Genomic DNA, 24,143 nt, shown 5'->3' with positions numbered 1-24,143 from the left:
CAACCCCCTTTGTAGGAGCACCTCATGAGCGACGCCGCGACCGTCGGGGAAGCCGCCGCCCCGCCCGCCCCCAGCGTCTGGCGCAACGCCGACTTCACCCGGCTGTGGACCGGGCAGACCGCCTCCCTGTTCGCCGCCCAGATCAGCGAACTCGCGCTGCCCCTGGTCGCGGTGCTGGCCCTGGCCGCCAGCTCGGCCCAGGTCGGCCTGCTCACCTCGGTGGTCAAACTGCCGTACCTGCTGGTCTCGTTGTTCGCGGGCGTGCTCGTGGACCGGGTCCGGCGCAAGAACATCCTCATCGCCACCGACCTGGGCCGCGCCCTCGTGCTGTCGGTCGTGCCCGTCCTGTACTGGACCGACCGGCTCGGCATCGGCTGGCTGTACGTGCTCGGCTTCTTCGCCGGCTGCGGCAGCGTGCTGTTCGACGTGGCCGGGCAGGCCTATCTGCCCCGGCTGGTGGAGCGCGACCAGCTCACCGCCGGCAACTCGGCGCTCGGCGCCAGCCAGTCCGCCGCCACCATCGGCGGGCCCGCGCTCGGCGGGGTGCTGGTGCAGTGGCTGACCGCGCCGGTCGCGGTGCTGGCCGGCGCCGTGTCGTACCTGGTCTCCGCGCTGACCATCACCACCATCCGGCACAAGGAGGACCGGGCCGAGCACGCCGGGGACGCCTCCGTGACGGGGACGCTGCGCGAGGTGTGGGCGGGCCTGAAGTTCGTCTTCGGCAACGAGCCGCTGCGCGCCATGACGATCATGGCCTCGATCTTCAACCTGTCCTTCACGGCGCTGGAGGTCGCCTTCGTCCAGTTCATGCCGCGCACCCTGGGTCTGTCCGCGGGCGAGATCGGCCTGGTGATGGCCGCGCTGGGCCCCGGTTTCCTGGTCGGCGCGGCCTTCGCGGGTCGGCTGCCGCAGCGCTTCGGCTACGGCCGCACCATGCTGACCACCGCCGCGATCGCCAACCTCGTCATGCTCGGCCTCTCCGCCGTGCACGGCTCCGGTCTCCTGGCCGTCGGCACCCTGATGCTGATCAACTTCCTGTTCGCGTCGTTCGGCGTCGCCAACAACGTCACCGTGCTCAGCATCCGGCAGACCCTCACCCCCGACTCCCTGCAGGGCCGGGTGGCCGCCACCAACCGCTTCGTCGCCATGGGCATCGCCCCGGTCGGCGCCCTCCTCGGCGGCTTCCTCGGCGGCGCGGTCGGCCTGCGCGCCACCGTCCTGATCACCGCCATCGGCCTGTCCTCGGCCCTGCTCCCGCTGGGCCTGTCCTCGCTGGCCCGGATCAGGTACGACCTGCCGGCCCCGCTGACGGCCGACACCTCCGACACGTCCGACACCAAGGAAGCAGCAGCCTGATGACCCAGCACGACGCCGACACCACCGCGCCCCGCCATCTCGTGGTCGTCAACCACGAGGAGCAGTACTCGGTGTGGCCCGCCCTGCTGCCCCTGCCCGCCGGGTGGCGTGCCACCGGGTTCGAGGGCAGCCGCGAGGAGGCCCTCGCGCACATCGGCACGGTCTGGACCGACCTGCGCCCGCTCAGCCTGCGCTGACCGCCACCGACCCACCCGTCCCGAGAGGCCCGCGATGGACTTCAGTCTCTTCTACTTCGCCGACGGCAGCGTCGGCGAGAGTGCCGGCGAGAGCGGCGGCGGCCGCTACGACCTGCTGCTCGAAGGCGCCAAGTACGCCGACACCCACGGCTTTTCGGCCGTATGGACCCCCGAGCGCCACTTCCACCCGTTCGGCGGGCTCTACCCGAACCCGTCGGTGACCGGCGCCGCCGTCGCCACCGTCACCGAGCGGGTCGCGATCCGCGCGGGCAGCGTGGTCGCCCCGCTGCACCACCCGCTGCGCATCGCCGAGGAGTGGTCGGTCGTCGACAACCTCTCCGGCGGCCGCGCGGGCCTCTCCCTGGCCTCCGGCTGGAACGCCGTCGACTTCGCACTGCGCCCGGAGGGCTACGCGGGCCGCAAGACCGCGGTCATCGACGCCGTGGAGCAGGTGCGCGCCCTGTGGCGGGGCGAACCCCTTGCTGTCACCGACGGCGCCGGAAACCCGGCCGAGGTACGCGTCTTCCCGCCGCCCGTCCAGCGCGAACTGCCGGTCTGGGTGACCAGCGCGGGCGGCCCGGAGACGTTCCGCGCGGCCGGCACGGCGGGCGCCGGGGTGCTCACCCATCTGCTCGGCCAGGACTTCGACCAGCTCGCCGAGAAGATCGCCCTGTACCGCAAGGCGCTCGCCGAACGCCCCGGCCACGACGGCTGGCCGGGCCATGTCGCCCTGATGCTGCACACCTACCTCGGCGAGGACCCGGAGCAGGTGAAGGCGACGGTCCGGGAGCCGTTCACCGCGTACCTGAAGAGCTCCTTCGGGCTCATCGCCCGCTCGGCGGGCAGCATCCTGTCCGGCTTCGACCCGGACAAGCTCCGCGAGTCCGACATCGACTTCCTGGTCCGGCGCTCCTTCGACACCTACTACAGCACCAGCGGACTGTTCGGGACGGTGGCGCAGGCGTCGGCCGTGGTGGAGCGGGCCCGCGCGGCCGGCGTCGACGAACTGGCCTGCCTGATCGACTTCGGGGTGGCCAAGGACGCGGTGCTGTCCGGCCTGGAGCACCTGAACGCGCTGCGTGAGGCGTCCTCGTGACCGCGCCCGCCACCGACGGCAGCACCCCGCCCGCACGAATCGGAGCACGACCATGAGCAGGACATCCATCGCCCGGGACCCGCGCGACTCGCGGGGGCCGGCCCGCCCGGTGCCGGGCGCCGTGCGCGGCGGCACCCTGCGCGTGCTGCGCGACGGCGACCACGACCACCTGGACCCGCAGCGCATCCAGACCCTCCAGGCCACCGCGCTCGGCCACCTCCTCTTCCGCACGCTGACGATGTTCGCCGAGGACGGCGCGGGCGGCTGGCGGCTGGTCGGCGACCTCGCCGAGCACCCCGGCCGGGACGTCGCCGGCGACGGCCGCACCTGGGAGTTCACCCTCAAGGCGGGCCTGCGCTACGAGGACGGCCGGGAGATCACCGCCGCCGACGTGGCCCACGGCATCGCCCGCTCCTTCGAGGAGAGCCTGGCCGGCGGCCCCCGCCACCTCCAGGACTGGCTGGCCGCGAACGGCCCCTACGCGGGCCCCTTCACCGACGGCCCCGGTGCGGTCCCGGGCCTGGAGGTGCGCGGCGCGCGCACCCTGGTGTTCCGCTTCCCCGAGCCGCGCCCCGACCTGCCGTTCGCCGCCGCCCTGGTGACCACCGTGCCGGTCCCGCGCGACACCGACACCGGCGAGACGTACGGCAAGGCACCGTTCGCCTCCGGGCCGTACCGCATCACGGAACACCTCGCCGGCGAGCGCCTGGTCCTCGAACGCAACCCGCACTGGGACCCGGCCACCGACGCCGTACGGCACGACCACCCGGACCGCATCGAGTTCGAGCTCGGCGTCGACGCGGCCGCCCAGAACCGGCGCGCCCACGCGGGGGAGGGCCCGGACGCCTTCGCCGTCGCCGAGAACAACGCGCCCGAGGAGGTCGCCGCGGAGCTGCTGGCCGCCCCGGACCTCGGGGCCCGGCTGCGCCGCGACCGTACCCCGCTGGTCTGGTACCTGGCGATCAACACGGCCCGGGTGACGGACGTCGAGGTCCGCCGGGAGATCGCCCGCGCCCTGGACAAGGAGGCGGTCCGCGACGCGATGGCGGGCGCCACGCAGGGCGAGATCACCCACACCATCCTCTCCCCGGCCACCCTCGGCCACCGCCCCTATCCCGACCCGCACGCGGGCGGCCCGCGCGGCCTGCCGGACGGCTGGGACGGCCGTACGCTGCGGCTGCTCAGCCGCGACGGCGCGTACTTCACGGCGGGGGCCCGGGCGGTCGCCCGTTCCCTGGCGGCGGCGGGCCTCGCGGTCGAGGTGGTGGAGACCGACCGTCCCCGGCACAACACGACGGTCCTCACCCGCGGCCACGACTTCGACCTCTACCTGATGGGCCAGGCCGCCGACTGGCCCGGCGCCGCCACCCTGCTCACCGGCTTCGACGGCCGCACCCTGCGCCCCACCGGGAACGCCGACTACACCTACCTCGACGACCCGGACGTCAACGCCGAGATCGCCCGGATCTCCGCGCTGCCCGCCGAACCCGCCGCCGCCGAGTGGGCCGCCCTCGACGAGACCCTGACGACCCGGCACGTCCCGCTGGTGCCGGTCTTCTCCTATGTGTACCTGGCGGTCGTCGGCCCGCGCGTGGGCGGGGTGTTCACCTCGTCGTTCCTCGGCACGCCGGTGTACTACGACGCGTACGTGACGCCCGCACCGGAGGACACCGGCCGTGGCTGACCAGCGCACCCTCTACGAACGGTTCGCCGCGTCCGCCGACGCCCACCCCGGGACGGCCGCGCTGGAGACCGGCGGCCGGGTCCTCGGCTACGCGGAGCTGCGCCGCCTCGCCGAGCACACCGCCGCCCGGATCCTCGGCGCCCTCGACGGGCGGCGCCCGGAGCGCGTCGGCGTGCTGGCCAACCGGACCGTCGCCGCCTACGCCTCCTACCTGGCCGCCCAGCGGCTGGGCGCGGCCGCCGTGCCACTGGGCCCGGAGGTCGCCCCGGCCCGGCTGACCGCGATCGCCCGGGCGGCCCGGCTGGACGCGGTGCTGGCGGAGCCGGAGGCCGCGGAACACGCGGAACACACCGGTTTCCCCTGCCCCGTGCTGCCGTTCACGGAGACGGAGGGCCGGGTCGCGGACCTTCCGCCGTACCGGCCGCGCCCCGACGCGGTGGCGTACATCGTCTTCACCTCGGGCTCCACCGGCACCCCCAAGGGCGTCCCGGTGCTCCAGCGGAACGCGGCGGCGATGCTCGACCACGCGACGGCCCGTTACGGCATCGGCCCCGGCAGCCGGGTCTCGCAGACCTTCGACCTCACCTTCGACCCGACGGCCTGGGACATGTTCACCGCCTGGAGCACCGGCGCGACCCTCGTCGTACCGGCCCGCTCCGAACTGGTCCGCCCCGCCCGCTTCATCCGCGAGCACCGGGTCACCCACTGGTTCTCGGTGCCCTCGGTGATCACCTACGCCCGGCGGCTGCGCGACCTGGCCCCGGACAGCATGCCCGAGCTGCGCTGGACCCTGTTCGGCGGCGAGCCGCTCACCCTGGAACAGGCCGCCGCCTGGCGGGAGGCCGCCCCCGGCAGCGTGCTGGAGAACCTCTACGGCCCCACCGAGCTCACCGTCTCCTGCACCCAGTACCGGCTGCCCGCCGACCCCGCCCGCTGGCCGGTCACCGCCAACGGCACGGTCCCCATCGGCACGCCCTACCCGCATCTCGACGCCCTGGTCCTGGACGACGACGGTCGCGAGGCGGACGAGGGCGAGCTGTGCCTGCGCGGCCCGCAGCGCTTCCCCGGCTATCTCGACCCCGCCGAGAACCCCGGCCGGTTCGTCCGCTTCGACGGCGACCGGGCCGTGCTGCACGACGACCGGGACGCGCCCGGCGCGGAGCTGTACTACCGCACCGGCGACCGGGTACGGCGCGGCGAGGACGGCGCGCTGCTGCACCTGGGCCGGCTCGACCAGCAGGTGAAGATCCGCGGCCACCGCGTCGAGCTCGGCGACATCGAGGCCGCCCTGCGCACGGCCGCCGGGGTCGCCGAGGCGGTGGTGGCCGTGGTGCGGGCGGCCGGGGAGCCCGAACCGTCCCTGGTGGCGGCCTACACCGGCACCGCCCAGGACCCCCTCGCCCTGCGCGCCCACCTCGCCGGACGCCTCCCCGCCTACATGCTTCCGCGCGGCTTCACGCACCTCGACGCGTTCCCGCTGAACGCCAACCGGAAGATCGACCGGCGCGCGGTCGGCCGGATCCTGTCAGCCCACGGCTGAAGGACCGGCCGGGGTTGCGGCCCCCCTCCCCGCATGAGGGAGGATGGCGGGGTCCAGACGAAGGGAAAATCACGGTGACCATCGACCCGTCCTCGATTCCGAACTTCGGGGGCCAGCCCGAGCCGCAGCCCCAAGGACCGGCGGGCCCCGTCGTCCCGGATCAGGATCTTGTGAAGCAGCTCCTCGACCAGATGGAGCTCAAGTATGTCGTCGACGACGAGGGTGACCTCGCGGCGCCGTGGGAGCAGTTCCGTACCTACTTCATGTTCCGCGGTGAGGACGAGCAGGCGGTCTTCTCGGTGCGGACGTTCTACGACCGTCCCCACAAGATCGACGAGAAGCCGCAGCTGCTCGAGTCGATCGACGACTGGAACCGGCGGACCCTGTGGCCCAAGGTCTACACCCACACCCACGACGACGGCACCGTCCGTCTCATCGGTGAGGCCCAGATGCTGATCGGCACGGGCGTCGACATCAACCACTTCGTCTCGTCCACGGTCAGCTGGGTGCGGGCCGCGATCGAGTTCGACAAGTGGCTGGTCGAGCAGCTCGGCCTGGAGGAGGCCGTCAACGAGGCCGACAAGCCCGAGGACGACGAGTAGTCCGTCGTCCCACAGTTCCTCCCGCAGTTTTCCTACAGCGGTGTGTGCGCGTACACGACGAGGTACGTGCCGTAGCCGAACGAGAGCCCGGCCAGGGCCGTGACCACCACCGTCGCGTGCCAGGGCCGGGCTCTCGCCGTGCGGACCAGTGCCCGGGCCAGCGGGAGCAGCAGCGGGAAGGCCGGGAGCAGGAAGCGCGGCTTCGACTCGAAGAAGCCCGAGCCGCCCAGCGCGATCAGCAGCAGCACGGCGGTGTAGGCGAGGAGCGGCAGCGGGGTGCGGTCGAGGGCCAGGAGGGCGAACAGGACCACCGCCGCGGCCACGATCACCAGGGACATCGGGAAGACGAAGCGGTCGCCGCGCAGCAGCAGCGTATGGACGAAGGCCAGCGAGCCCCGGCCGAAGTCGAAGCGCGAGCCCCACAGCCGTTGTACGTCGAAGTAGCCGCCCAGCCGGTTCCCGCTGCGGCGCCCCACCCACAGGACGTACGCCGTCCAGCCGAGCGGGGCGAGCGCCGCGCCCGTCCACAGCCTGTGGGTAACCCGACCGCGGGTGCGGCGCAGCTCGCCGGCGGCGGCGAGCAGGACGGCCGCCGCCACCGCGAAGCCGTTGGGCCGGGACAGGCCTGCCAGGGCGGCCAGGCTGCCCGCCCACAGCCAGTTCCCGGCCAGGACCGCGTACAGCGACCAGGCGGCGAAGGCGGTCAGGACGGGTTCCGTGTACGCCATGGACAGGACCACGGAGTGCGGGAGCAGGCCCCAGAGCAGCACCAGCGCGGTGGCCACCGCACGGCCGTGCAGGCGGGCGCCCACCGCGTAGACGCCGGCCGCGGCGACGGCGGCGGCCGCCCAGGACACCAGCAGACCCGCACCGGCCCCGCTGAGCGGGGTGACGGCCGTCAGGGTCCGGACCAGGGCCGGGTAGAGGGGAAAGAACGCCAGGTCGCTGTGGATGACACCGGGGCCGAAGTACAGGGTGCGGCCGTAGCCGTGCGCGGCGATGCCGAGGTACCAGGCCGAGTCCCAGGAACGGCCGAGCAGGGTCAGCGGATGCCGGCCGCCCGACCAGGCGGCCAGCGCTATCACGGCCATGCCGGTGAGCCGGGCCGCCGCGAACAGCCCCACGGCGACCCCGCCCGCGGTCACGAGGGACAGCCGGGTACCGGGCTGCCGCGCGACGGGCTGCTGTGCGACGGGCGGGGCGAGGGCGGTGGTGCTGGCGTGGCTCACATTCGCACAGTGCAGGGGAAACGAGGTGATGTGCGAGAGATGTACGCCCGATGGGGTAACCGGGTGCTGCTAGCGTCCAGCCCCGTGAGCGACGGCGTGTACGTGGGCAACGCGGGCAGGGATGCGGCACTGGACCGGGGATGGCTTCTCGGGCACTTCAAGGACGCCGGCGATCCGCGCCACAGCGAGGCCGTGGAGATCAAGTGGGGTGTCCACCCCCGTGGCGACGAGCGCTCGCAGTGGGTGCAGGGCGAGGAGCGCACGGCTCTCCTGGTTCTCGTCAGCGGCCGCTTCCGCGTCGAACTGCCCGGCCGCAGTGTGGTGCTGGAGGAGCAGGGTGACTACGTCGTGTGGGGACGCGGAGTCGACCACTCGTGGTTCGCGGAGGAGGAGTCCGTGGTCCTGACCGTCCGGTGGCCGTCCGTGCCCGGCTACGCGGTGGCCGACGAGGGGCAGGCGGCAGCGCGGAGCCGAGCGCCTACGACAGCTTCCGCAGCCGCTCCGCCGCCTCCTTGAGCACCTCCGCGCGCTTGCAGAACGCGAACCGCACGAACGGGGCCCCCGCTTCCCGGTGGTCGTAGAAGACCGCGTTCGGGATGGCGACGACCCCCGCGCGCTCCGGCAGCGCACGGCAGAAGGCGAAGCCGTCGGTCTCGCCGAGGGGGCGGATGTCGGTGGTGATGAAGTACGTGCCGGCGGTGTCGTAGACCTCGAAACCCGCCTCCGTCAGGCCCGCCGCGAGGATGTCCCGCTTGGTCTGCATGTCCTGGCGGAAGGTCTCGAAGTAGGCGTCGGGGAGGGCCAGGGCCTCCGCGACCGCGTACTGGAAGGGGCCCGAGGCGACGTACGTCAGGAACTGCTTCGCCGAGCGCACCGCCGTGACCAGCTCCGGTGTCGACGTCACCCAGCCGACCTTCCAGCCGGTGAAGGAGAAGGTCTTGCCGGCCGAGCCGATGGTGACCGTGCGCTCGCGCATGCCGGGGAGGGTCGCCAGGGGCACGTGTTCGGCCTCGTCGTACACCAGGTGCTCGTACACCTCGTCGGTCACGACCAGCAGGTCCCGTTCCACCGCCAGTTCGGCGACCGCGGTCAGCTCGGCGCGGGTGAGGACCGTGCCGGTCGGGTTGTGCGGGGTGTTGATCAGGAGCAGCCGGGTGCGCGGGGTGACCGCCGCGCGCAGCTCGTCGAGGTCGAGGCGGAAGGCGCCGGCGTCGGGGCGGAGGGTGACCGGGACCCGGGTGCCGCCGGCCATCGCGATGCTGGCCGCGTAGGAGTCGTAGTACGGCTCCAGGGCGACGACCTCGTCACCGGGTTCGAGGAGGGCGAGCAGGGCGGCCGCGATGGCCTCCGTGGCCCCCGCCGTGACCAGGACCTCGGCGTCAGGGTCGTACGACAGCCCGTACCGGCGCTGCTGGTGCGCGGCGATCGCGGTGCGCAGCTCGGGGACGCCCGGACCCGGCGGGTACTGGTTGCCGCGCCCCTCGCGCAGCGCCCGTACGGCGGCCTCCCTGACCTCTTCGGGACCGTCGGTGTCCGGGAAGCCCTGCCCCAGGTTGATGGAGCCCGTGCTGAGGGCGAGGGCGGACATCTCGGCGAAGATCGTGGTCCCGAACTCGGCGAGCCGGCGGTTGAGGAGGGGGCGCTCGTTGGAGGTCATGCCGGTCATCCTGCGCCCAAGCTCTGGAGTTCCTCAACTTCGCTTTGGCCCGTGAGACGGGCGGGCATCCCCAGTCCACGCCGCGCTCGCGCGGCGGCCGGGGCGCCCACGGGGGGTCGCCCTCGGGGGAACGGAAAGAAGGTGACGCCATGGGCACCGTCTTCATCGTGGTGGTGGCCGCGGTCATCTGCTTCGGGATCGTCGCGTCGGCGGTCCGCAGGGGCGGACGGGGCAAGGGGGCGTACCGCAGGGGAGGGTCCTCCTCGTCGTCCTCCTCGTCCTACGACAGCTCCGGCAGCTGGTGGGCCGGGGACTCGGGGTCGTCGTCCTCGCACGGCGGTCATCACGGCGGCGGCCATCACGGCGGCGGTCACTCCTGCGGCGGCGGGCACTCCTCGTGCGGCGGCGGATCGTCCTGCGGTGGTGGGTCGTCCTGCGGCGGCGGGGGCGGCTGCGGCGGGGGCAGCTGAGCCGCCCCGCAGGGGGCGGGGAGCCGCCGCGCAGGCGGCGAAAGACCGGGGCGTCCGGACGGAGAGCGGGGGAGCTCTCACCGGGCGCCTCGGCGTACGCCGGAAGCAGTGGGGCGCACGACAAGGTTGAACAGTTGAGCTGTGGAGCCCTCTGAGGGATGGAAACCCCACGAAGTTGGGTAAAAACGCTGTGGCGGCGCCACAGTTCATGATTCCCTCTAAATCACCAAAGCAGCGCCTCGGACGTCCTGACGACACCCTCCCCCGGCTGGGCCGGCCGGGCCGATCTCCCGGTGTCGACCGAGGTGCGCCGGACCACACTTCTCCCCTTTGCGTGTTAGCGGAGCCGATCCATGCTCACGACCCTGAACACCTCCTACACCGATACGCGCGCGGCCGACCTCGCCTGGGCCCTGGGACGCGAGCCGCTCCCCGCCCTGGCCACCCTCGACCTGGAGCTGACGGGGGCGAAGCTGCAGTTGAGACTGCTCGGCGCGTCCCACCAGGTGCTCCTGGAGGAGGAGTGCGGCGGCTGTTCGGAGACGGTGGCGTGCATCGCGGGGTCCAGCACCCCCCTGCCGCTCGGGGTCGCCAAGCGCATCGGCGACTGGGAGTACGAGTTCGCGGCCCGCGTCGAGGTGCTGTCACCGGGCTCCTTCGCGGGCCGCGCCCAGGAACTGCTGGCCCTCGTCTCCGAGCATCCGCACGGCCTCGCCGGGGTCTTCCCGGGCAGCCCGCACGCCTTCACGGCGATGCTCGCCCAGCGGCACGAGGGGCAGGTGCACTGGCGCACCTGGCACGCGTACCCGCAGGACGGCCAGCTGGTGGCGACCCGGACACGGGTCGGCGTACGGGTTCCGGCGCCCCACGCCGTGGCCGGATGACATAAACCAACGAGGCGTCAAAGGGCCCGGAGTTCCACACGTGTGGGTGACGAAGCGTACCGAGCGAGTGACGTAACGTCGCAGAGTGATCGATCCGCACGCACCCGCCCCGCCCGGCACACCGCCGCCCTGGGGCGCCCCCGCGCCGCTGCCCGTGCGGCCGGGGACGGGCCGCTTCCTGGTCCTGGCGTGCGTGTTCGTCTGCGCGGCCTGCGGATTGGTGTACGAACTCGAACTGGTCGCCATCGCCTCGTACCTGATCGGTGACTCGGTCACCCAGGCCTCCGTCGTGCTGTCCGTGATGGTCTTCGCGATGGGCGTCGGCTCACTGGCCGCGAAACGGCTGCGCTGGCACGCGGCGGCCGGATTCGCCGCCGTCGAGGCCGCGCTGGCGCTGATCGGCGGCTGCAGCGCGATGGCGTTGTACGCCGTTTTCGCCTGGACCGGCGGCTGGGGCGGCCTGTGGGCCACCGGCCCGCGCTGCCTCCTGGTCGCCTTCTCCCTCGCCATCGGCCTGCTCATCGGCGCCGAGGTGCCGCTCCTGATGGAGCTCATCCAGCGCATCCGCCGCCAGGACGCGGGCGGCGCCGTGGCCGACCTGTTCGCGGCGGACTACGTCGGCGCCCTGGTCGGCGGCCTCGCCTTCCCGTTCCTGCTGCTGCCCTTCCTCGGCCAGCTGACGGGGACCCTGCTCACCGGCACGGTCAACGTCGTCGCCGGGGGCGCCCTGGTCCTCGGCCTGTTCCGCCGCGACCTGTCCCGCCGTGCCCGCTGGACCCTCCTCGTCGCCAACGTCACCGTCCTCGGCGTCCTCGCCTCCGCCGCCGTCCTCGTCGGCGACTTCGAACGGGCCGCACGGCACGCCGTCTACGGCGCCGACGTCCGGGTCGCCCTCCAGACCGACGTCCAGGAGATCGTCCTCACCGGCGGCACCCACGGCCGCCCCCTCGACCTCTTCCTGGACGGCCGGCTGCGGGTCGGCGGCCGCGACGAACGCCGCTACCACGAAGCCCTCGTCCACCCCGCGATGAACGGCCCGCACGCGCGCGTGCTGATCCTCGGCGGCGGCGACGGCATGGCCGCCCGTGAGGTGCTGCGCCACACCGGCGTCGACCGCGTCGACATCGTCGAACTCGACGCGGGCCTGGTCCGCCTCGCCCGCCGCGACCCGGCCCTCGCCGCGCTCAACGGCCACGCCTACGACGACCCGCACGTCCGCGTCTTCACCGCCGACGCCTTCCACTGGCTGCGCGAGGCACCCCGCTCCGGCTACGACGTCGTCATCGCCGACCTGCCCGACCCCGGCATCACCGCCAGCACCAAGCTGTACTCCCAGGAGTTCTACGGCCTCGCCCGCCGCGCCCTCGCCCCCGGCGGGCGCCTGGTCGTCCACGCGGGCCCGGTCCAGGCCCGCCCCCGCGCCTTCTGGACGGTCGCCGCGACCATACGGGCCGCCGGCCTGGCCACCACCCCCTACCGGGTCCTCGGCCACGACGCCGGCTTCACCCCGGGCCCCGACCGCTCGGCGGGCGAGTCCAGGACCCCGCACGACTGGGGCTTCGTCCTGGCGGCGGCCGGTTCCCGCGGGCCGCCGCTGCACCTTCCGGCCGACGGCCCACGGCTGCGGACGCTCACGGAAGGGGCACTGGAGCGGGACGCGCTGAATACACCGGCGGCCGGGCCGCCGCCGTCGACGCTGGTGCATCCCCGGTACTGAGCGGACATGGCCGTCAAGGAGGCGCGCAGCGTGCCGTGCGTCGGGGAGGGTGTGCCGGACCGACTCGTGGGTAGGCTCATTCGCCATGGAGCACCAGGTGTACGTCCCGGCCCCGGCCTCGCGGCTCAGGGCGGCGCTGGCCGACCCCGCGCGGGTCGCCCGGGCCGTCCCCGGCCTCCAGCAGGACGCGGGCGCCGCGCCCGGCACCGGCCGCCTCAAGGTCCGGATCGGCAGCCACTCGATCACCTACCGGGGCTCCCTGCGCGTCAGCGCCCACGACGACGGTTCGTACGCGCTCGACGGGGACGCCACCGAGGCCCGCGGCACCGGCACGGTGAAGCTGGCGCTCACGTTCCGCCTCGCGGACAAGGACGGGGACTGCACGGTCACGGTGACCGGCACGGCCTCCGCCGACGGGCGGGTCGCGGAGCTGCCGGCGGAGGCGGTGGAGTCGGCGGCGAAGAGGCTGCTGAGCCGTTTCGCGGAGGGACTGGGCGAGGCGGCGGAGCCGACGGCTCCCGACGCACCGGCCTCGATCTACGAGACGGAGGTCCCGCCGCTGTCGTCGCCGTCGCCCGAGCGGGTGACGGAGCCCGTGGAGGAACCCGTGGAGGAGCCGGTGGTGGAGCCGCTTCCCGAGATCTTCGCCGAGGCGGCGCACGCGCGCCGGACGATGATCGGCCGCAGTGCGGAGGAGGTGGACCACGCGCCGCCGAGAGGGCGGTACGCACCGGTCCCTGCGCCGCAGACGGTGGCGGGCAGTTCGGCCCTGCGCTGGGCCGCACCGGCGGCGGCACTGGCACTGGCATCGGCAATCGTGGTGACGAGGGCGCTGCGGCGCCGGCGTTGAGCTGTGCGAGGGCATGAGGGCCGGGGGTGGGGACGCTTACCGGCGCGTGCAGGGTGCCGCCCGCGCCCACCCGTGCCGCCAGGCGGCACGACTGCCCGCGGCTGGATGAACTGACACGAGCGCCCGCGGCTATGTAGGACGCGGCTGGGGAGCGCCCCGTAAGGGGCGCGGGGAACTGCGCGAGCAACCCCCACCCACCCGCACCCGAAACCCGGCCCCCACCCACCCGCACCCGAAACCCGACGCCCTCCCCTCCCCCCAGTACTGTCATCCCGTGAGTAACGAAGACATCACGCTGACCGCAGGCGACGCCACCCTCCACCTGCACCCCGGCAACGGCGGCCGGATCGCCGGCCTCGAAGTCGGCTCCCTCGAACTCCTCCGCCAGGGCGACCGCTTCGGCTGCTTCCCGATGGTGCCGTGGTGCGGCCGGATCCGGGACGGCCGTTTCCGCGACGGCGCCACCACCGTCCAGATGCCCCTCAACTCCCCGCCGCACGCCATCCACGGCACCGCCCGCGACGGCGCCTGGCGCACCGCACGGGTCTCGGCGGACGAGGCCGTGATCACCTGCGACCTCGGCGCCCCCTGGCCGCACCCCGCCCGCGTCACCCACGTCGTGCAGCTCGCCGAGGACTCGCTGACGCTGACGATGTCCGTGGAGACGTACGACGACTCCTTCCCGGCGCAGATCGGCTGGCACCCCTGGTTCAACCGGAACCTCGGCGGCCAGGACGCTCAGGTCGGCTTCACCCCCGCCTGGCAGGCGGAGCGCGGTGAGGACCACCTGCCCACCGGCAACCGCATCGACCCCAGGCCCGGCCCCTGGGACGACTGTTTCGGCATGCCCGACGGAGTCGACGTCACCCTCACCTGGCCCGGGCAGCTGGAGCTGAAGGTCGCCAGCCGCGAGCAGTGGGTCGTGGTCTACGACGAGCAGGAGGCGGCGGTGTGCGTGGAGCCGCAGACCGGCCCGCCGAACGGGCTGAACACCCTCCCGAGGCTCGTCACCCCGCTTGAGCCGCTGGAAGCCACGACCACCTGGACCTGGACGCGCCTCTAAGCTGGTCGGCATGACGGACGTACGCGCTGAGCTGCTGCAACAGATCAAGGACAAGGCCGTGGTGCACGGCAGGGTGACCCTGTCGTCGGGGCTGGAGGCCGACTACTACATCGACCTCCGCCGCGTCACCCTCGACGGCACGGCCGCCCCGCTGGTCGGGCAGGTGCTGCTGGACCTGACGGAGGAGCTGGAGTTCGACGCCGTCGGCGGGCTGACGATGGGCGCCGACCCGGTCGCCGGCGCCATGCTGCACGCGGCCGCCGCGCGCGGCCGGCACCTCGACGCCTTCGTCGTGCGCAAGGCGGCGAAGGCGCACGGCATGCAGCGCCGGGTGGAGGGTCCGGAGATCAAGGGCCGCCGCGTCCTGGTCGTCGAGGACACCTCCACCACCGGCGGCTCCCCGCTCACCGCCGTGGAGGCCGTGCGCGAGGCCGGCGCCGAGGTCGTCGCCGTGGCCACCATCGTGGACCGGGCCACCGGCGCCGCCGAGAAGATCCAGGAGGGCGCCGGGGTGCCGTACCTGTTCGCCTTCTCGAAGGACGAACTGGGTCTGGACTGACCCGGGGTTGACGACTGGGATTGACGACTGGGATTGACCCGGACTTGACCGACGCGTGGAGCATCGGTTCATGTCTGGAAAGATGTGGACGACGATGACGTCGCCCCCAAGGTCTAGGTCAGGGCCGTAAGAAAACAGCAGTACGCCGACCCGCACACTCAAGGAGCGGACACATGCCCATCGCAACCCCCGAGGTCTATAACGAGATGCTCGACCGGGCGAAGGCAGGCAAGTTCGCCTACCCGGCCATCAACGTCACCTCGACCCAGACCCTGCACGCGGCGCTGCGCGGCTTCGCGGAGGCGGAGAGCGACGGCATCGTCCAGATCTCCACGGGTGGTGCCGAGTTCCTGGGCGGCCAGTACAAGAAGGACATGGTCACCGGTTCGGTGGCGCTCGCCGAGTTCGCGCACATCGTCGCCGAGAAGTACCCGGTGAACATCGCGCTGCACACCGACCACTGCCCGAAGGACAAGCTCGACGGGTACGTGCGTCCGCTGCTCGCGATCTCCGAGGAGCGCGTGAAGAACGGCCGTAACCCGCTCTTCCAGTCGCACATGTGGGACGGCTCCGCCGAGACCCTCGCCGACAACCTGGCCATCGCGCAGGAGCTCCTGGAGCAGGCCCGCCGCGCCAACATCATCCTCGAGGTCGAGATCACCCCGACCGGTGGCGAGGAGGACGGCGTCTCCCACGAGATCAACGACTCGCTCTACACCACGGTCGACGACGCGATCCGCACCGCCGAGGCGCTCGGCCTCGGTGAGAAGGGCCGCTACCTGCTCGCCGCCTCCTTCGGCAACGTGCACGGCGTGTACAAGCCGGGCAACGTCGTGCTCCGCCCCGACCTGCTGAAGGAGCTGAGCGACGGCGTGGCCGCCAAGTTCGGCAAGCAGTCGCCGTTCGACTTCGTCTTCCACGGCGGCTCCGGCTCCACCGAGCAGGAGATCCGCACCGCGCTGGAGAACGGCGTCGTGAAGATGAACCTCGACACGGACACCCAGTACGCCTTCACCCGTCCGGTCGCCGACCACATGTTCCGGAACTACGACGGCGTCCTGAAGGTCGACGGCGAGGTCGGCTCCAAGAAGACGTACGACCCGCGCACCTGGGGCAAGCTGGCCGAGGCCGGCATGGCCGCGCGTGTCGTCGAGGCCACGCAGAACCTGCGCTCGGCGGGCAACAAGATCAAGTAAGCGGGTGATCCCCGTCGGACCCGGCGTCTGTTCCACAGCGCCGGGTCCGCTGTATACCTGGACCATGCCCGACGTCCGGCTCGCCTCCTCACAGGGCAAGTGGATCCTGCTCACCACCGTCCTCGGCTCCAGCATGGCGATGCTGGACTCGACGGTCGTCAATGTCGCCCTCCCGCGCATCGGCCGTGACCTGGACGCCAGCCTGTCCGCGCTGCAGTGGACGGTCAACGCGTACATGCTGACGCTGGCCGGCCTGATCCTGCTCGGCGGCTCGCTGGGCGACCACTACGGCCGCCGGAAGATCTTCGTGCTGGGCGTCGTCTGGTTCGCGGCCGCGTCCCTGATGTGCGGCCTCGCCCCGAACGACGCGATCCTGATCGCCGCCCGCGCCCTCCAGGGCATCGGCGGAGCCCTCCTCACCCCCGGCTCCCTCGCCCTCATCCAGGCCTCCTTCCACCCCGACGACCGGGCCCGCGCGGTCGGCCTGTGGTCCGGCTTCGGCGGCATCGGCGCGGCGGTGGGGCCCTTCCTCGGCGGCTGGCTGGTGGACGGCCCCGGCTGGCGCTGGGTCTTCCTCCTCAACGTCCCGCTGGCTCTCCTCTGCGTCCCCATCGCCCTGCGCCACGTCCCCGAGTCCGCCGACGGCCGCGCCCACGGCCGCTTCGACGTCCTCGGCGCGGCTCTGGGCGCCCTGGCCCTAGGCCTGGTCACCTACGCGTTGATCGAGGCCGGGACCGCGTCCCTGCTCGCCGTGGCGGGCGTCGCGGCCGGCGTGGCCTTCGTGTACGTCGAGAAGCGCCGCCAGGACCCGATGCTCCCGCTGGACATGTTCGCGTCCCGCCAGTTCACGGCACTCAACGTCGTCACCCTGTGCGTGTACGGCGCCTTCGGCGGCTACTTCTTCCTCACCGCCCTCCAACTCCAGGTGGTGGCGGGCTACTCGGCGCTGGCCGCGGGCACGGCCCTGCTCCCCACCACCGCCCTGATGCTGTTCTTCTCCGCCCGCTCGGGCGCCCTGGCCGACCGCATCGGCCCCCGCATCCCCCTCACGGTGGGCCCGCTGCTGTGCGCCACCGCGATGCTCCTGATGCTGCGCGTCGGCGAACACGCGAACTACCTGACCGACGTCCTCCCGGCGGTCCTGGTCCAGGGCGTCGGCATGGTCATCCTGGTGGCCCCGCTCACCGCGTCCGTCCTCGCCTCCGTGGACACGACCCGGGCGGGCATCGCCAGCGGCATCAACAACGCGGCGGCCCGCGCCGCCAGCCTGATCGCGGTGGCGGCGCTGCCGCTGCTCGCGGGGATGGGCCCGGAGGCGTACCGGTCGGCGACCGCCTTCAACGCGGCGTTCGACCGGGCCATGCCCATCTGCGCCGGTGTCCTGGTGGTCGGCGCGGCGCTGGCCTTCGCCCTGGTACGCCGCCCGGCCCCGGACTGCCGCCACCCGGAATGCCGCACCCACGGCTGCGTCACGGCTCCGCCGCTGGAGGCGGGGCGCCGCCCCGGGCTGCAGACCGGCGGGGGCTGATCGCGCCCACGCGGCGGAGCCGCAAACCAAATACAGCCCCGCGCCCCTTACGGGGCACGTCGTAGCTGCGGGCAGGCGTGCCGCAGGGCGGCACGGGTGGGCGCAGCGGCACCCTGCCAGCGCCGGTAAGTGAAACCCCCCTACCCCTTCAGCTCCTCGTAAGCCTCCGCGCTGCTGTCCCGCAGGAACTGCCAGCACCGCTCGTACTCGTCCTTCTCACCGATCTCCCCGGCGGCCCGGCCGAGCGCAGCGAGACAGCGCAGGAAGCCCTGGTTGGCCTGGTGCTCCCAGGGCACCGGCCCGTGCCCCTTCCACCCCGCGCGGCGCAGGGCGTCCAGCCCACGGTGGTAGCCGGTGCGCGCGTACGCGTACGACTCGACGACCGCGCCGCGCTCGAACGCCTCGTCGGCGAGCAGCGCCCAGGCCGGCGAGAAGGTCGGGAACTTCGCCGCGACCTCGACGGGCGGCAGCGACTCCTCGCTCAGCAGGCGGTACGCCTCTTCGTTCTCCGGCAGATACGTCGGCTCCGGACCACCGAACAGGTTCTTGTGCGTCGTCATGGCGCCAGTCTGCCACCGTCGGCAACCTCATCCCGCGCTCCGCCGTCTTCCAGAGCGCCGACCCGTACGTGACGGCAGGGGGGAGCACACGTGCGTGATCCGATGTCCGGCGGGCAGCCGCCGGAAGCCCACGTCCTGGCCCGGTTCCTCACCGCGGACCCGGAGCAGTGGCCGCGGCTCGCTCCGCGGGTGACGGAAGCGGTCGGGATGGCGACGCTGGAGCGGATCGTGCACGCCACGGCCGCCCGGATCGGCGGGTTCGGCGCCGTGACGGACGGTCCGGACGGGCTGATCGTGTCCGGCAGCACGGGCCGGGTGCGGGCCTGGGCCCAGGTGGCCCCCGACGGCGAACTCACCGGACTGCGTATCGAGGGCGTGCGCTACACACCGCCCAGGCGCCGGCAGCCCGCACACCTTGCCTGGACGGTCTGCCTCGTCCTGGTCGCCGCCTGGAACGTCCTGATCCTCTGGACGGCCGGCGACCGTACCGCCTGGACCGCAGACCTCGCGACCCTCGCCGCGTTCTACGTGGTCGTCGAGGGCTGCGGCGCACCGGCGCTGCAACCCCGTCCGCTCAGGCGCGCGGTCGAGGCGGGCGCCGTGGCCGCCCTCGCCTCGGCGTGGCGGCTGCCGGGGCTGCCGGCCGGAGACGGCCGGTTCGGTCTCGCCGTCGGGTTCGCCCTCCTCGCGGGGGCCGGCTGGCTGGTCACCGCCGCCCGGCTGCACCGCCGGCGGGGCCGGCTGTCCCGGCCGCTGCGGTTCCCGCTGGAGGGCGCCTGGTACGTCGTACAGGGCGGCGGTCCGGCGGTGAACCACCACGCCCGGGTGCCCGAGCAGCGCGCCGCCCTCGACCTGGTCGTGCTCGGCCGGTACGGCACCCGTACCCGGCCCGGCCGAGAGCTGACCGCGTACGCCGCCTACGGGCGCCCGGTCCGTTCCCCCTGCGACGGCAGGGTGGTCTCCGCGGCCGACGGCGTGGCGGACCAGCGGCCGGGGGAGATCCGCTACCAGCCGCCGTACGGCAACCACGTGTTCCTCGACACCGGCCGGGAGATCGTGAAGCTCGCCCATCTGCGCCCCGGTTCGGTGACGGTGGCCGAGGGGGACACGGTCCGGGCGGGCCAGGTCCTCGGCGAGGTCGGCAACAGCGGCAACAGCACCGAGCCCCATCTGCACCTGCACGCGGAACGCGACGGGGCCGGCCTCGACCTGGAGTTCGAGGGGGTGTCCGGGCGGCTGTACCGGGGGCGGACGGTCCGCGGCCAGGTGCTGTCCGGCCGATCCTGACGCGCGAAACCCCCTTGGAGAGGTGGTGCGGGCCACGGGAGGATGATCCCGCGTCACCAGCCATGCGAGGGGAGCGGTGGATGAGGCAGAACCGGCTCGGGAAGAGCAAGGTGCAGGTCACGGAGCTGGGCTTCGGGGGCGGTCCGCTCGGCGGGCTCTTCGAGCCGCTGGACGACGAGACCGCCGCGGAAGCTCTTGAGACGGCCTGGGACAGCGGGATCCGCTACTTCGACACCTCTCCGCACTACGGCATCGGGCATTCCGAGCGCCGCATCGGTGACCTCCTGCGGGGCAAGCCACGCGAGGAGTGGACGCTGTCCACAAAGGTCGGCAGGCTGCTGGTTCCGCAGGACCCGGCGGGCCGGATGGACGAGCCCTTCGTGGTGCCCGCGACGCACCGTCGGGTGTGGGACTTCACACGAGACGGTGTTCTGCGCAGCGTGGAGAACTCGCTCGAGCGGATGGGCGTCGACCGTATCGACGTGTTGTTCCTGCACGATGCGGAGGAGCGTTTCGAGGACGCGTTGCGCGAGGGCTACCCGGCCCTCGCCGAACTGCGCGCCCAGGGGACGGTGGGCGCGATCGGCGCGGGGATGTACCACCCGGGCAAACTGACCCGGCTGGTCAAGGAGTCGGACGTCGATGTGGTGATGCTCTCCGGCCGTTACACGCTGCTGGACCACAGCGCCCTCGACGAACTGCTGCCTGCCTGCACGGACCGGGGGGTCTCGGTGCTTGCGGCCTCGATCTTCAACTCCGGCCTGCTCGCCACGGCCCGCCCCGCCGAGAGCGCCACCTTCGACTACGCGCCCGCCACCCCGTCCGTTCTTGAGCGCGCGCATCGCATGGCTGATGTCTGCGAGGCACATGGTGTGACGCTGCCGGCGGTGGCGATGGCCTTTCCGCTCCGCCACCCGGCGGTGTCGGGCATCGTGGTCGGCATGCGCACCGCGGACGAGGTACGGCGCAACGTCGCAGCCCTCGGCGCGGAGATCCCCGCAACGCTCTGGGACGATCTGCGAGGCGAAGGTCTCCTGGACGAGCGGGCACCGGTACACACCTGACGTCCCCCGAATCATGATCGGGCGGCCAGTGCTTGTCCCTTGCGCAGACGGGCGGCCTGTGGCAACCGCCTGGGCGGGACCACCGGACGGGGGCTCCCGACAGGCGGGTCTTGCCGTATCCGGGTTACGTTGCGGAAGATGCCGGTGGGGACCGGGGCCCCCGTGTCGGCATCGGCAGGGGCGGACCGCTACCCGGAGTACAACAGGAGACAGCGATGTCCCAAGAGGCTCTTGAAACGAACGAGCCCGAGACCCCGCATCTCGACTTCGCCGGCACGACCCCCTACGAGGACTACGTCAGGGCGGACGTGCTCACCCATCTCCAGCACACCCTCTCCGACGATCCCGGAGAGATGGTCTTCCTGGTCACCACCCAGGTGATGGAGCTGTGGTTCACCGTCATCGTCCACGAGTGGGAGACGGCCGCGGCGGCGCTGCGCGGCGACGACATCCCCACCGCGATCGCCGCGCTGAAGCGTTCCACCCGCGAGCTGGAGGCGCTGAACGCCTCCTGGAAGCCGCTCGGCCAGCTCACCCCCGCGCAGTTCAACTCCTACCGCTCCGCCCTCGGCGAGGGCTCCGGCTTCCAGTCGGCGATGTACCGGCGGATGGAGTTCCTGCTCGGCGAGAAGTCCGCGTCCATGCTCGTCCCGCACCGCGCCGCGCCGCGTGTGCACGCGGAACTGGAGAAGGCGCTGCACGAGCCGAGTCTGTACGACGAGGTGGTGCGGGTGCTGGGGCGGCGGGGGTATCCGATCCCGGACGCGCTGATGGTGGAACGTGACATATCACTGCCGTATACACCTTCCGAAGCCGTCGAGGCCGCCTGGACCGCCGTCTACAGCGGCGACGGTGACGCCGACCTCGCCCGCCTCGGCGAGGCGCTGACCGACGTCGCCGAGCTCGTCTGGCGCTGGCGCAACGACCACCTGGTCGCCACCCGCCGCGCCATGGGCGCCAAGCCCGGCACCGGCGGCTCGGCCGGGGTCGCCTGGCTGGAGAAGCGCGCCCGCAAGAACGTGTTCCCGGAGCTGTGGACGGCGAGGTCCCATGTCTGAGCTGGCCCTGAAGGCGGAGAAGGCCGACGCGGCGGACGAGCTGGCCGCGGTGCGCTCCCGCTTCGTCCTCGACGAGGTCGTCTACCTCGACGGCAATTCGCTGGGCGCCCTGCCCGCACACGTCCCCGGCCGTGTCGAGGACGTCGTCCGGCGGCAGTGGGGCGAGCTGCGGATCCGGTCCTGGGACGAGAGCGGCTGGTGGACGGCGCCGGAGCGGATCGGCGACCGGATCGCCCCGCTGGTCGGCGCGGCGGCCGGGCAGATCGTGGTCGGCGACTCGACAAGTGTCAACGTTTTCAAGGCACTTGTGGGTGCGGTTCGGCTCGCGGGGGAGGGCCGTGACGAGATCCTCGTCGACGCGACGACCTTCCCCACGGACGGCTACATCGCCGAGTCGGCGGCCCGGCTGACGGGCTGCACGCTGCGTCCGCTCACCCCCGCCGAGGTCCCGGCGGCGCTGGGCGACCGTACCGCCGCCGTACTCCTCAACCACGTCGACTACCGCACCGGACGCCTCCACGACCTGCCGTCCCTCACCGCCGCCGTCCACGCGGCCGGAGCCGTGTCCGTCTGGGACCTGTGCCACAGCGCGGGCGCGCTGCCGGTGGGCCTCGACGAGCACGGGGTCGACCTGGCGGTCGGCTGCACCTACAAGTACCTGAACGGAGGCCCGGGCTCTCCGGCGTACCTGTACGTCCGCCGTGACCTCCAGGACCGCTTCGACTCCCCGCTGCCCGGCTGGAACTCGCACGTCGAGCCCTTCGGGATGCGACCGGGGTACGAACCGGCCGCGGGTGCGGTGCGCGGCCGCGTCGGTACCCCGGACATCCTCTCCATGCTGGCCCTGGAGGCGGCGCTGGAGGTGTGGGACGGGGTGCCGGTGGCGGCCGTACGCGCCAAGTCGCTCGCCCTGACGGACTTCTTCCTGGAGTGCGTCGAGGCGTACCTGCCGCAGGGCCGCGTCGAGTGCGTGACCCCGGTGGCCCACGAGGAGCGCGGCAGCCAGATCGCGCTGCGCTGTTCCGACGCCGGGGACGTGATGAAACGGCTGATCGAGCGGGGGGTGGTCGGGGACTTCCGGCACCCGGACGTACTCCGCTTCGGCTTCACGCCGCTGTACGTCGGTTTCGCGGACGTGGAGCGGGCGGCGCGGGTGCTGGGGGAGGTGGCGGGAGGGGCCCTCGCCTGGTGACATGACGACATAGCGATCCCCGGGCAGCGGCCGGGACGGTACAGAACCGAGCAATCCTCACCGTGCGTGACATCCGCGTGTCCCCGCACGTCACCGGCCTGATACCGTCCCGGCCAACGGCCGAGATCCCCACCTGGTCCGCCAACACAATTACGTCGCTGAGAGGTTGGAGCATGCCGGACGACGACGCAGCAGCCCGGGACGCCGCCGAGGAGGAGTCGGCCTTCTCGCACCCGCACGTCGCGCCCGACGTCACGGCCGCCTACGGCGACCACCCCGACCAGGTGATCGACTTCTACGCCCCGCGCACAGACGAGGCCCTGGTCCCGCTCGTCGTGGTCCTGCACGGCGGCGCGTGGCGTGCACCGTACGACCGCGGCCACATCACCCCGTTCGCCGACTACCTGGCCCGGCGCGGCTTCGCGGTGGCCAACGTCGAGTACCGGCGCGGCGCCGCGCTCCCCGCGCAGGGCGGTTCGGCCCCGGTGGCGGGCCGCTGGCCGGACACCTTCGACGACGTGGCGGCGGCACTGGACGCCCTGCCGGCCCTGGTCCGCGAGGCGGTCCCGCGCGCGGACCTGCGGCGCACGGTCCTCACCGGTCACTCGGCGGGCGGCCACCTGGCGCTGTGGGCGGCGGCACGGCACGTCCTCCCGGCGGACGCCGCGTGGCGCACCTCCGGCGCGGCACCGCTGCGGGGTGTCGTGGCCCTGGCCCCGATCGCGGACTTCGCGATGGCCGAGAAGCTGGACGTCTGCGGCAACGCGGCGCTGCAACTTCTGGGCGGCGAGGAGAAGTTCAGCGACCGCCAGCGCTATGCCGACCCGGCGCTCCTGCTCCCGACCGGCATCGCGACCACCCTGGTACAGGGCCGCACGGACGTGATCGTCCCGCAGGCGGTCGCCGAGTCCTACGCGGAGGCGGCGGCCAAGGCGGGCGAGGTGGTGGGCCTGACGCTCCTGGAGGACGTCGGCCACTTCCCCCTCATCGACCCGGCGGCGGACGCCTGTGCGGTGGTGGCGGAGGAGATCGCCCAACTGGCCTGGTGAGAGCCCGCCCCTGAGCCTCCCCTCACATACCCGTAGTACCTGAGAGCTACCTCCAGGGTGAGTTCTCCGGCGGGACGCGAACGACACCGCCCACTCCGTAACTTCCCGATCAGACAAGCCCGATGGCCGGGCGACTGAACGGGGAGGGACGACCATGCCGGGGGAGCGGGAGAGGCCTGCGCGGAAACACCGTGGCTACGGGCAGGCGAGTGTCGGCACCGACGAAACCGACGAAGTTCCCAGCTGCGGGCTGGCGGGTGTCGGTGCCGCTGAACTTCCCAGCTGCGGGCTGGCGGGTGTCGGTG

General features: G+C 72.9%; 23 protein-coding genes. 20 read left to right on the top strand and 3 right to left on the bottom strand.

What is annotated here, in order from left to right:
* Positions 1 to 24 precede the first annotated feature (24 nt).
* The 6 genes from KVT45_RS30435 to KVT45_RS30410 all read left to right on the top strand — a co-directional run bounded on the left by KVT45_RS30435 (position 25) and on the right by KVT45_RS30410 (position 6,475).
* Complete coding sequence (locus tag KVT45_RS30435) at positions 25 to 1,356, top strand: MFS transporter (RefSeq protein ID WP_217552332.1); 1,332 nt, start codon at positions 25 to 27, stop codon at positions 1,354 to 1,356.
* The gene (locus KVT45_RS30430; protein ID WP_217552331.1) at positions 1,356 to 1,553 is read left to right on the top strand and encodes an MbtH family NRPS accessory protein; all 198 of its coding nucleotides are present in this window, start codon (positions 1,356 to 1,358) and stop codon (positions 1,551 to 1,553) included. The genes KVT45_RS30435 and KVT45_RS30430 overlap by 1 nt, the downstream gene beginning before the upstream one ends.
* Positions 1,554 to 1,587: 34 nt before the next feature.
* On the top strand, positions 1,588 to 2,649 hold the full coding sequence (locus KVT45_RS30425) for a MupA/Atu3671 family FMN-dependent luciferase-like monooxygenase (RefSeq protein ID WP_217552330.1): 1,062 nt from the start codon (positions 1,588 to 1,590) through the stop codon (positions 2,647 to 2,649).
* A 52-nt stretch (positions 2,650 to 2,701) separates the two neighbouring features.
* Positions 2,702 to 4,333 (top strand): ABC transporter substrate-binding protein, encoded by a 1,632-nt coding sequence (locus tag KVT45_RS30420; RefSeq protein ID WP_217552329.1) that lies wholly within the window; start codon positions 2,702 to 2,704, stop codon positions 4,331 to 4,333.
* On the top strand, positions 4,326 to 5,873 hold the full coding sequence (locus tag KVT45_RS30415) for an amino acid adenylation domain-containing protein (RefSeq protein WP_217552328.1): 1,548 nt from the start codon (positions 4,326 to 4,328) through the stop codon (positions 5,871 to 5,873). Before KVT45_RS30420 ends, KVT45_RS30415 begins: the two co-directional genes overlap by 8 nt.
* A 74-nt stretch (positions 5,874 to 5,947) precedes the next feature.
* On the top strand, positions 5,948 to 6,475 hold the full coding sequence (locus tag KVT45_RS30410) for a YbjN domain-containing protein (RefSeq protein WP_217552327.1): 528 nt from the start codon (positions 5,948 to 5,950) through the stop codon (positions 6,473 to 6,475).
* A gap of 32 nt (positions 6,476 to 6,507) precedes the next feature.
* Here KVT45_RS30410 and KVT45_RS30405 read toward each other — a convergent pair whose 3' ends face one another.
* Positions 6,508 to 7,566, bottom strand: a complete 1,059-nt coding sequence (locus KVT45_RS30405; RefSeq protein WP_254647582.1) for a hypothetical protein — start codon at positions 7,564 to 7,566, stop codon at positions 6,508 to 6,510.
* 222 nt (positions 7,567 to 7,788) lie between these two features.
* Between KVT45_RS30405 and KVT45_RS30400 the strand changes: the two genes are divergently transcribed.
* A complete protein-coding gene (locus KVT45_RS30400) occupies positions 7,789 to 8,220 on the top strand; it encodes a signal peptidase I (RefSeq protein WP_217552325.1) in 432 nt (143 codons plus the stop codon).
* Here the strand turns inward: KVT45_RS30400 and KVT45_RS30395 are convergent.
* Positions 8,183 to 9,370 carry a pyridoxal phosphate-dependent aminotransferase gene (locus KVT45_RS30395; protein WP_217552324.1) on the bottom strand — a complete coding sequence of 396 codons (1,188 nt, stop codon included), beginning with the start codon at positions 9,368 to 9,370 and terminating at the stop codon, positions 8,183 to 8,185. The two genes, KVT45_RS30400 and KVT45_RS30395, sit on opposite strands and share 38 nt — an antisense overlap.
* 140 nt (positions 9,371 to 9,510) lie before the next feature.
* On the opposite strand from KVT45_RS30395, the gene KVT45_RS30390 reads away from it, so the two are divergent.
* From KVT45_RS30390 to KVT45_RS30355, 8 genes are all read left to right on the top strand, one after another.
* Positions 9,511 to 9,831, top strand: coding sequence for a hypothetical protein (locus KVT45_RS30390; RefSeq protein WP_217552323.1), 321 nt, complete (start codon positions 9,511 to 9,513; stop codon positions 9,829 to 9,831).
* A gap of 353 nt (positions 9,832 to 10,184) precedes the next feature.
* A complete protein-coding gene (locus KVT45_RS30385; protein WP_217552322.1) occupies positions 10,185 to 10,715 on the top strand; it encodes a DUF2617 family protein in 531 nt (176 codons plus the stop codon).
* An 85-nt stretch (positions 10,716 to 10,800) separates the two neighbouring features.
* Entirely contained in the window at positions 10,801 to 12,432 is a 1,632-nt protein-coding gene (locus KVT45_RS30380) for a polyamine aminopropyltransferase (RefSeq protein WP_217552321.1), read from the top strand.
* A gap of 85 nt (positions 12,433 to 12,517) precedes the next feature.
* Positions 12,518 to 13,282 carry an SRPBCC family protein gene (locus KVT45_RS30375; RefSeq protein WP_217552320.1) on the top strand — a complete coding sequence of 255 codons (765 nt, stop codon included), beginning with the start codon at positions 12,518 to 12,520 and terminating at the stop codon, positions 13,280 to 13,282.
* A 274-nt stretch (positions 13,283 to 13,556) separates the two neighbouring features.
* Positions 13,557 to 14,345 (top strand): aldose 1-epimerase, encoded by a 789-nt coding sequence (locus KVT45_RS30370; protein ID WP_217552319.1) that lies wholly within the window; start codon positions 13,557 to 13,559, stop codon positions 14,343 to 14,345.
* A gap of 10 nt (positions 14,346 to 14,355) precedes the next feature.
* Positions 14,356 to 14,904 (top strand): orotate phosphoribosyltransferase, encoded by a 549-nt coding sequence (gene pyrE / locus KVT45_RS30365; protein ID WP_217552318.1) that lies wholly within the window; start codon positions 14,356 to 14,358, stop codon positions 14,902 to 14,904.
* Between the two features lie 173 nt (positions 14,905 to 15,077).
* Positions 15,078 to 16,100 (top strand): class II fructose-bisphosphate aldolase, encoded by a 1,023-nt coding sequence (fbaA, locus tag KVT45_RS30360; RefSeq protein ID WP_089100088.1) that lies wholly within the window; start codon positions 15,078 to 15,080, stop codon positions 16,098 to 16,100.
* 64 nt (positions 16,101 to 16,164) lie between these two features.
* Positions 16,165 to 17,628: an MFS transporter gene (locus tag KVT45_RS30355; protein ID WP_217552317.1), complete on the top strand. Its 1,464-nt coding sequence runs from the start codon at positions 16,165 to 16,167 to the stop codon at positions 17,626 to 17,628.
* A 140-nt stretch (positions 17,629 to 17,768) separates the two neighbouring features.
* On the opposite strand, the gene KVT45_RS30350 is transcribed toward KVT45_RS30355, so the two are convergent.
* A complete protein-coding gene (locus KVT45_RS30350) occupies positions 17,769 to 18,188 on the bottom strand; it encodes a DUF3151 domain-containing protein (RefSeq protein ID WP_217552316.1) in 420 nt (139 codons plus the stop codon).
* Positions 18,189 to 18,278: 90 nt separating this feature from the next.
* Here KVT45_RS30350 and KVT45_RS30345 point away from each other — a divergent pair, with 90 nt between their 5' ends.
* From KVT45_RS30345 to KVT45_RS30325, 5 genes are all read left to right on the top strand, one after another.
* Positions 18,279 to 19,475: a M23 family metallopeptidase gene (locus KVT45_RS30345; protein ID WP_308310908.1), complete on the top strand. Its 1,197-nt coding sequence runs from the start codon at positions 18,279 to 18,281 to the stop codon at positions 19,473 to 19,475.
* Positions 19,476 to 19,555: 80 nt separating this feature from the next.
* Positions 19,556 to 20,539 (top strand): aldo/keto reductase, encoded by a 984-nt coding sequence (locus tag KVT45_RS30340; protein ID WP_217552315.1) that lies wholly within the window; start codon positions 19,556 to 19,558, stop codon positions 20,537 to 20,539.
* 215 nt (positions 20,540 to 20,754) lie between these two features.
* A complete protein-coding gene (locus tag KVT45_RS30335) occupies positions 20,755 to 21,597 on the top strand; it encodes a tryptophan 2,3-dioxygenase family protein (RefSeq protein ID WP_217552314.1) in 843 nt (280 codons plus the stop codon).
* The gene (kynU, locus tag KVT45_RS30330; RefSeq protein WP_217552313.1) at positions 21,590 to 22,789 is read left to right on the top strand and encodes a kynureninase; all 1,200 of its coding nucleotides are present in this window, start codon (positions 21,590 to 21,592) and stop codon (positions 22,787 to 22,789) included. The genes KVT45_RS30335 and kynU overlap by 8 nt, the downstream gene beginning before the upstream one ends.
* Before the next feature lie 173 nt (positions 22,790 to 22,962).
* The gene (locus tag KVT45_RS30325) at positions 22,963 to 23,838 is read left to right on the top strand and encodes an alpha/beta hydrolase (protein WP_217552312.1); all 876 of its coding nucleotides are present in this window, start codon (positions 22,963 to 22,965) and stop codon (positions 23,836 to 23,838) included.
* Positions 23,839 to 24,143 lie beyond the last annotated feature (305 nt).

Origin of the sequence: Streptomyces sp. GbtcB6, from assembly GCF_019091475.1 — a bacterium.
In the GTDB taxonomy this organism is placed as follows: Bacteria; Actinomycetota; Actinomycetes; order Streptomycetales; family Streptomycetaceae; genus Streptomyces; species Streptomyces hyaluromycini.
This window is presented reverse-complemented; position numbering and strand designations above follow the sequence as displayed.

Excerpts from the sequence above, each read along its gene's own strand:
- KVT45_RS30435 (WP_217552332.1), top strand. The coding sequence starts at position 25 with ATGAGCGACGCCGCGACCGTCGGGGAAGCCGCCGCCCCGCCCGCCCCC.
- KVT45_RS30430 (WP_217552331.1), top strand. The coding sequence starts at position 1,356 with ATGACCCAGCACGACGCCGACACCACCGCGCCCCGCCATCTCGTGGTC.
- KVT45_RS30425 (WP_217552330.1), top strand. The coding sequence starts at position 1,588 with ATGGACTTCAGTCTCTTCTACTTCGCCGACGGCAGCGTCGGCGAGAGT.
- KVT45_RS30420 (WP_217552329.1), top strand. The coding sequence starts at position 2,702 with ATGAGCAGGACATCCATCGCCCGGGACCCGCGCGACTCGCGGGGGCCG.
- KVT45_RS30405 (WP_254647582.1), bottom strand. The coding sequence starts at position 7,566 with ATGGCCGTGATAGCGCTGGCCGCCTGGTCGGGCGGCCGGCATCCGCTG.
- KVT45_RS30395 (WP_217552324.1), bottom strand. The coding sequence starts at position 9,370 with ATGACCGGCATGACCTCCAACGAGCGCCCCCTCCTCAACCGCCGGCTC.
- KVT45_RS30390 (WP_217552323.1), top strand. The coding sequence starts at position 9,511 with ATGGGCACCGTCTTCATCGTGGTGGTGGCCGCGGTCATCTGCTTCGGG.
- KVT45_RS30385 (WP_217552322.1), top strand. The coding sequence starts at position 10,185 with ATGCTCACGACCCTGAACACCTCCTACACCGATACGCGCGCGGCCGAC.
- KVT45_RS30375 (WP_217552320.1), top strand. The coding sequence starts at position 12,518 with ATGGAGCACCAGGTGTACGTCCCGGCCCCGGCCTCGCGGCTCAGGGCG.
- pyrE (WP_217552318.1), top strand. The coding sequence starts at position 14,356 with ATGACGGACGTACGCGCTGAGCTGCTGCAACAGATCAAGGACAAGGCC.
- fbaA (WP_089100088.1), top strand. The coding sequence starts at position 15,078 with ATGCCCATCGCAACCCCCGAGGTCTATAACGAGATGCTCGACCGGGCG.
- KVT45_RS30355 (WP_217552317.1), top strand. The coding sequence starts at position 16,165 with ATGCCCGACGTCCGGCTCGCCTCCTCACAGGGCAAGTGGATCCTGCTC.
- KVT45_RS30350 (WP_217552316.1), bottom strand. The coding sequence starts at position 18,188 with ATGACGACGCACAAGAACCTGTTCGGTGGTCCGGAGCCGACGTATCTG.
- KVT45_RS30340 (WP_217552315.1), top strand. The coding sequence starts at position 19,556 with ATGAGGCAGAACCGGCTCGGGAAGAGCAAGGTGCAGGTCACGGAGCTG.
- KVT45_RS30335 (WP_217552314.1), top strand. The coding sequence starts at position 20,755 with ATGTCCCAAGAGGCTCTTGAAACGAACGAGCCCGAGACCCCGCATCTC.
- kynU (WP_217552313.1), top strand. The coding sequence starts at position 21,590 with ATGTCTGAGCTGGCCCTGAAGGCGGAGAAGGCCGACGCGGCGGACGAG.
- KVT45_RS30325 (WP_217552312.1), top strand. The coding sequence starts at position 22,963 with ATGCCGGACGACGACGCAGCAGCCCGGGACGCCGCCGAGGAGGAGTCG.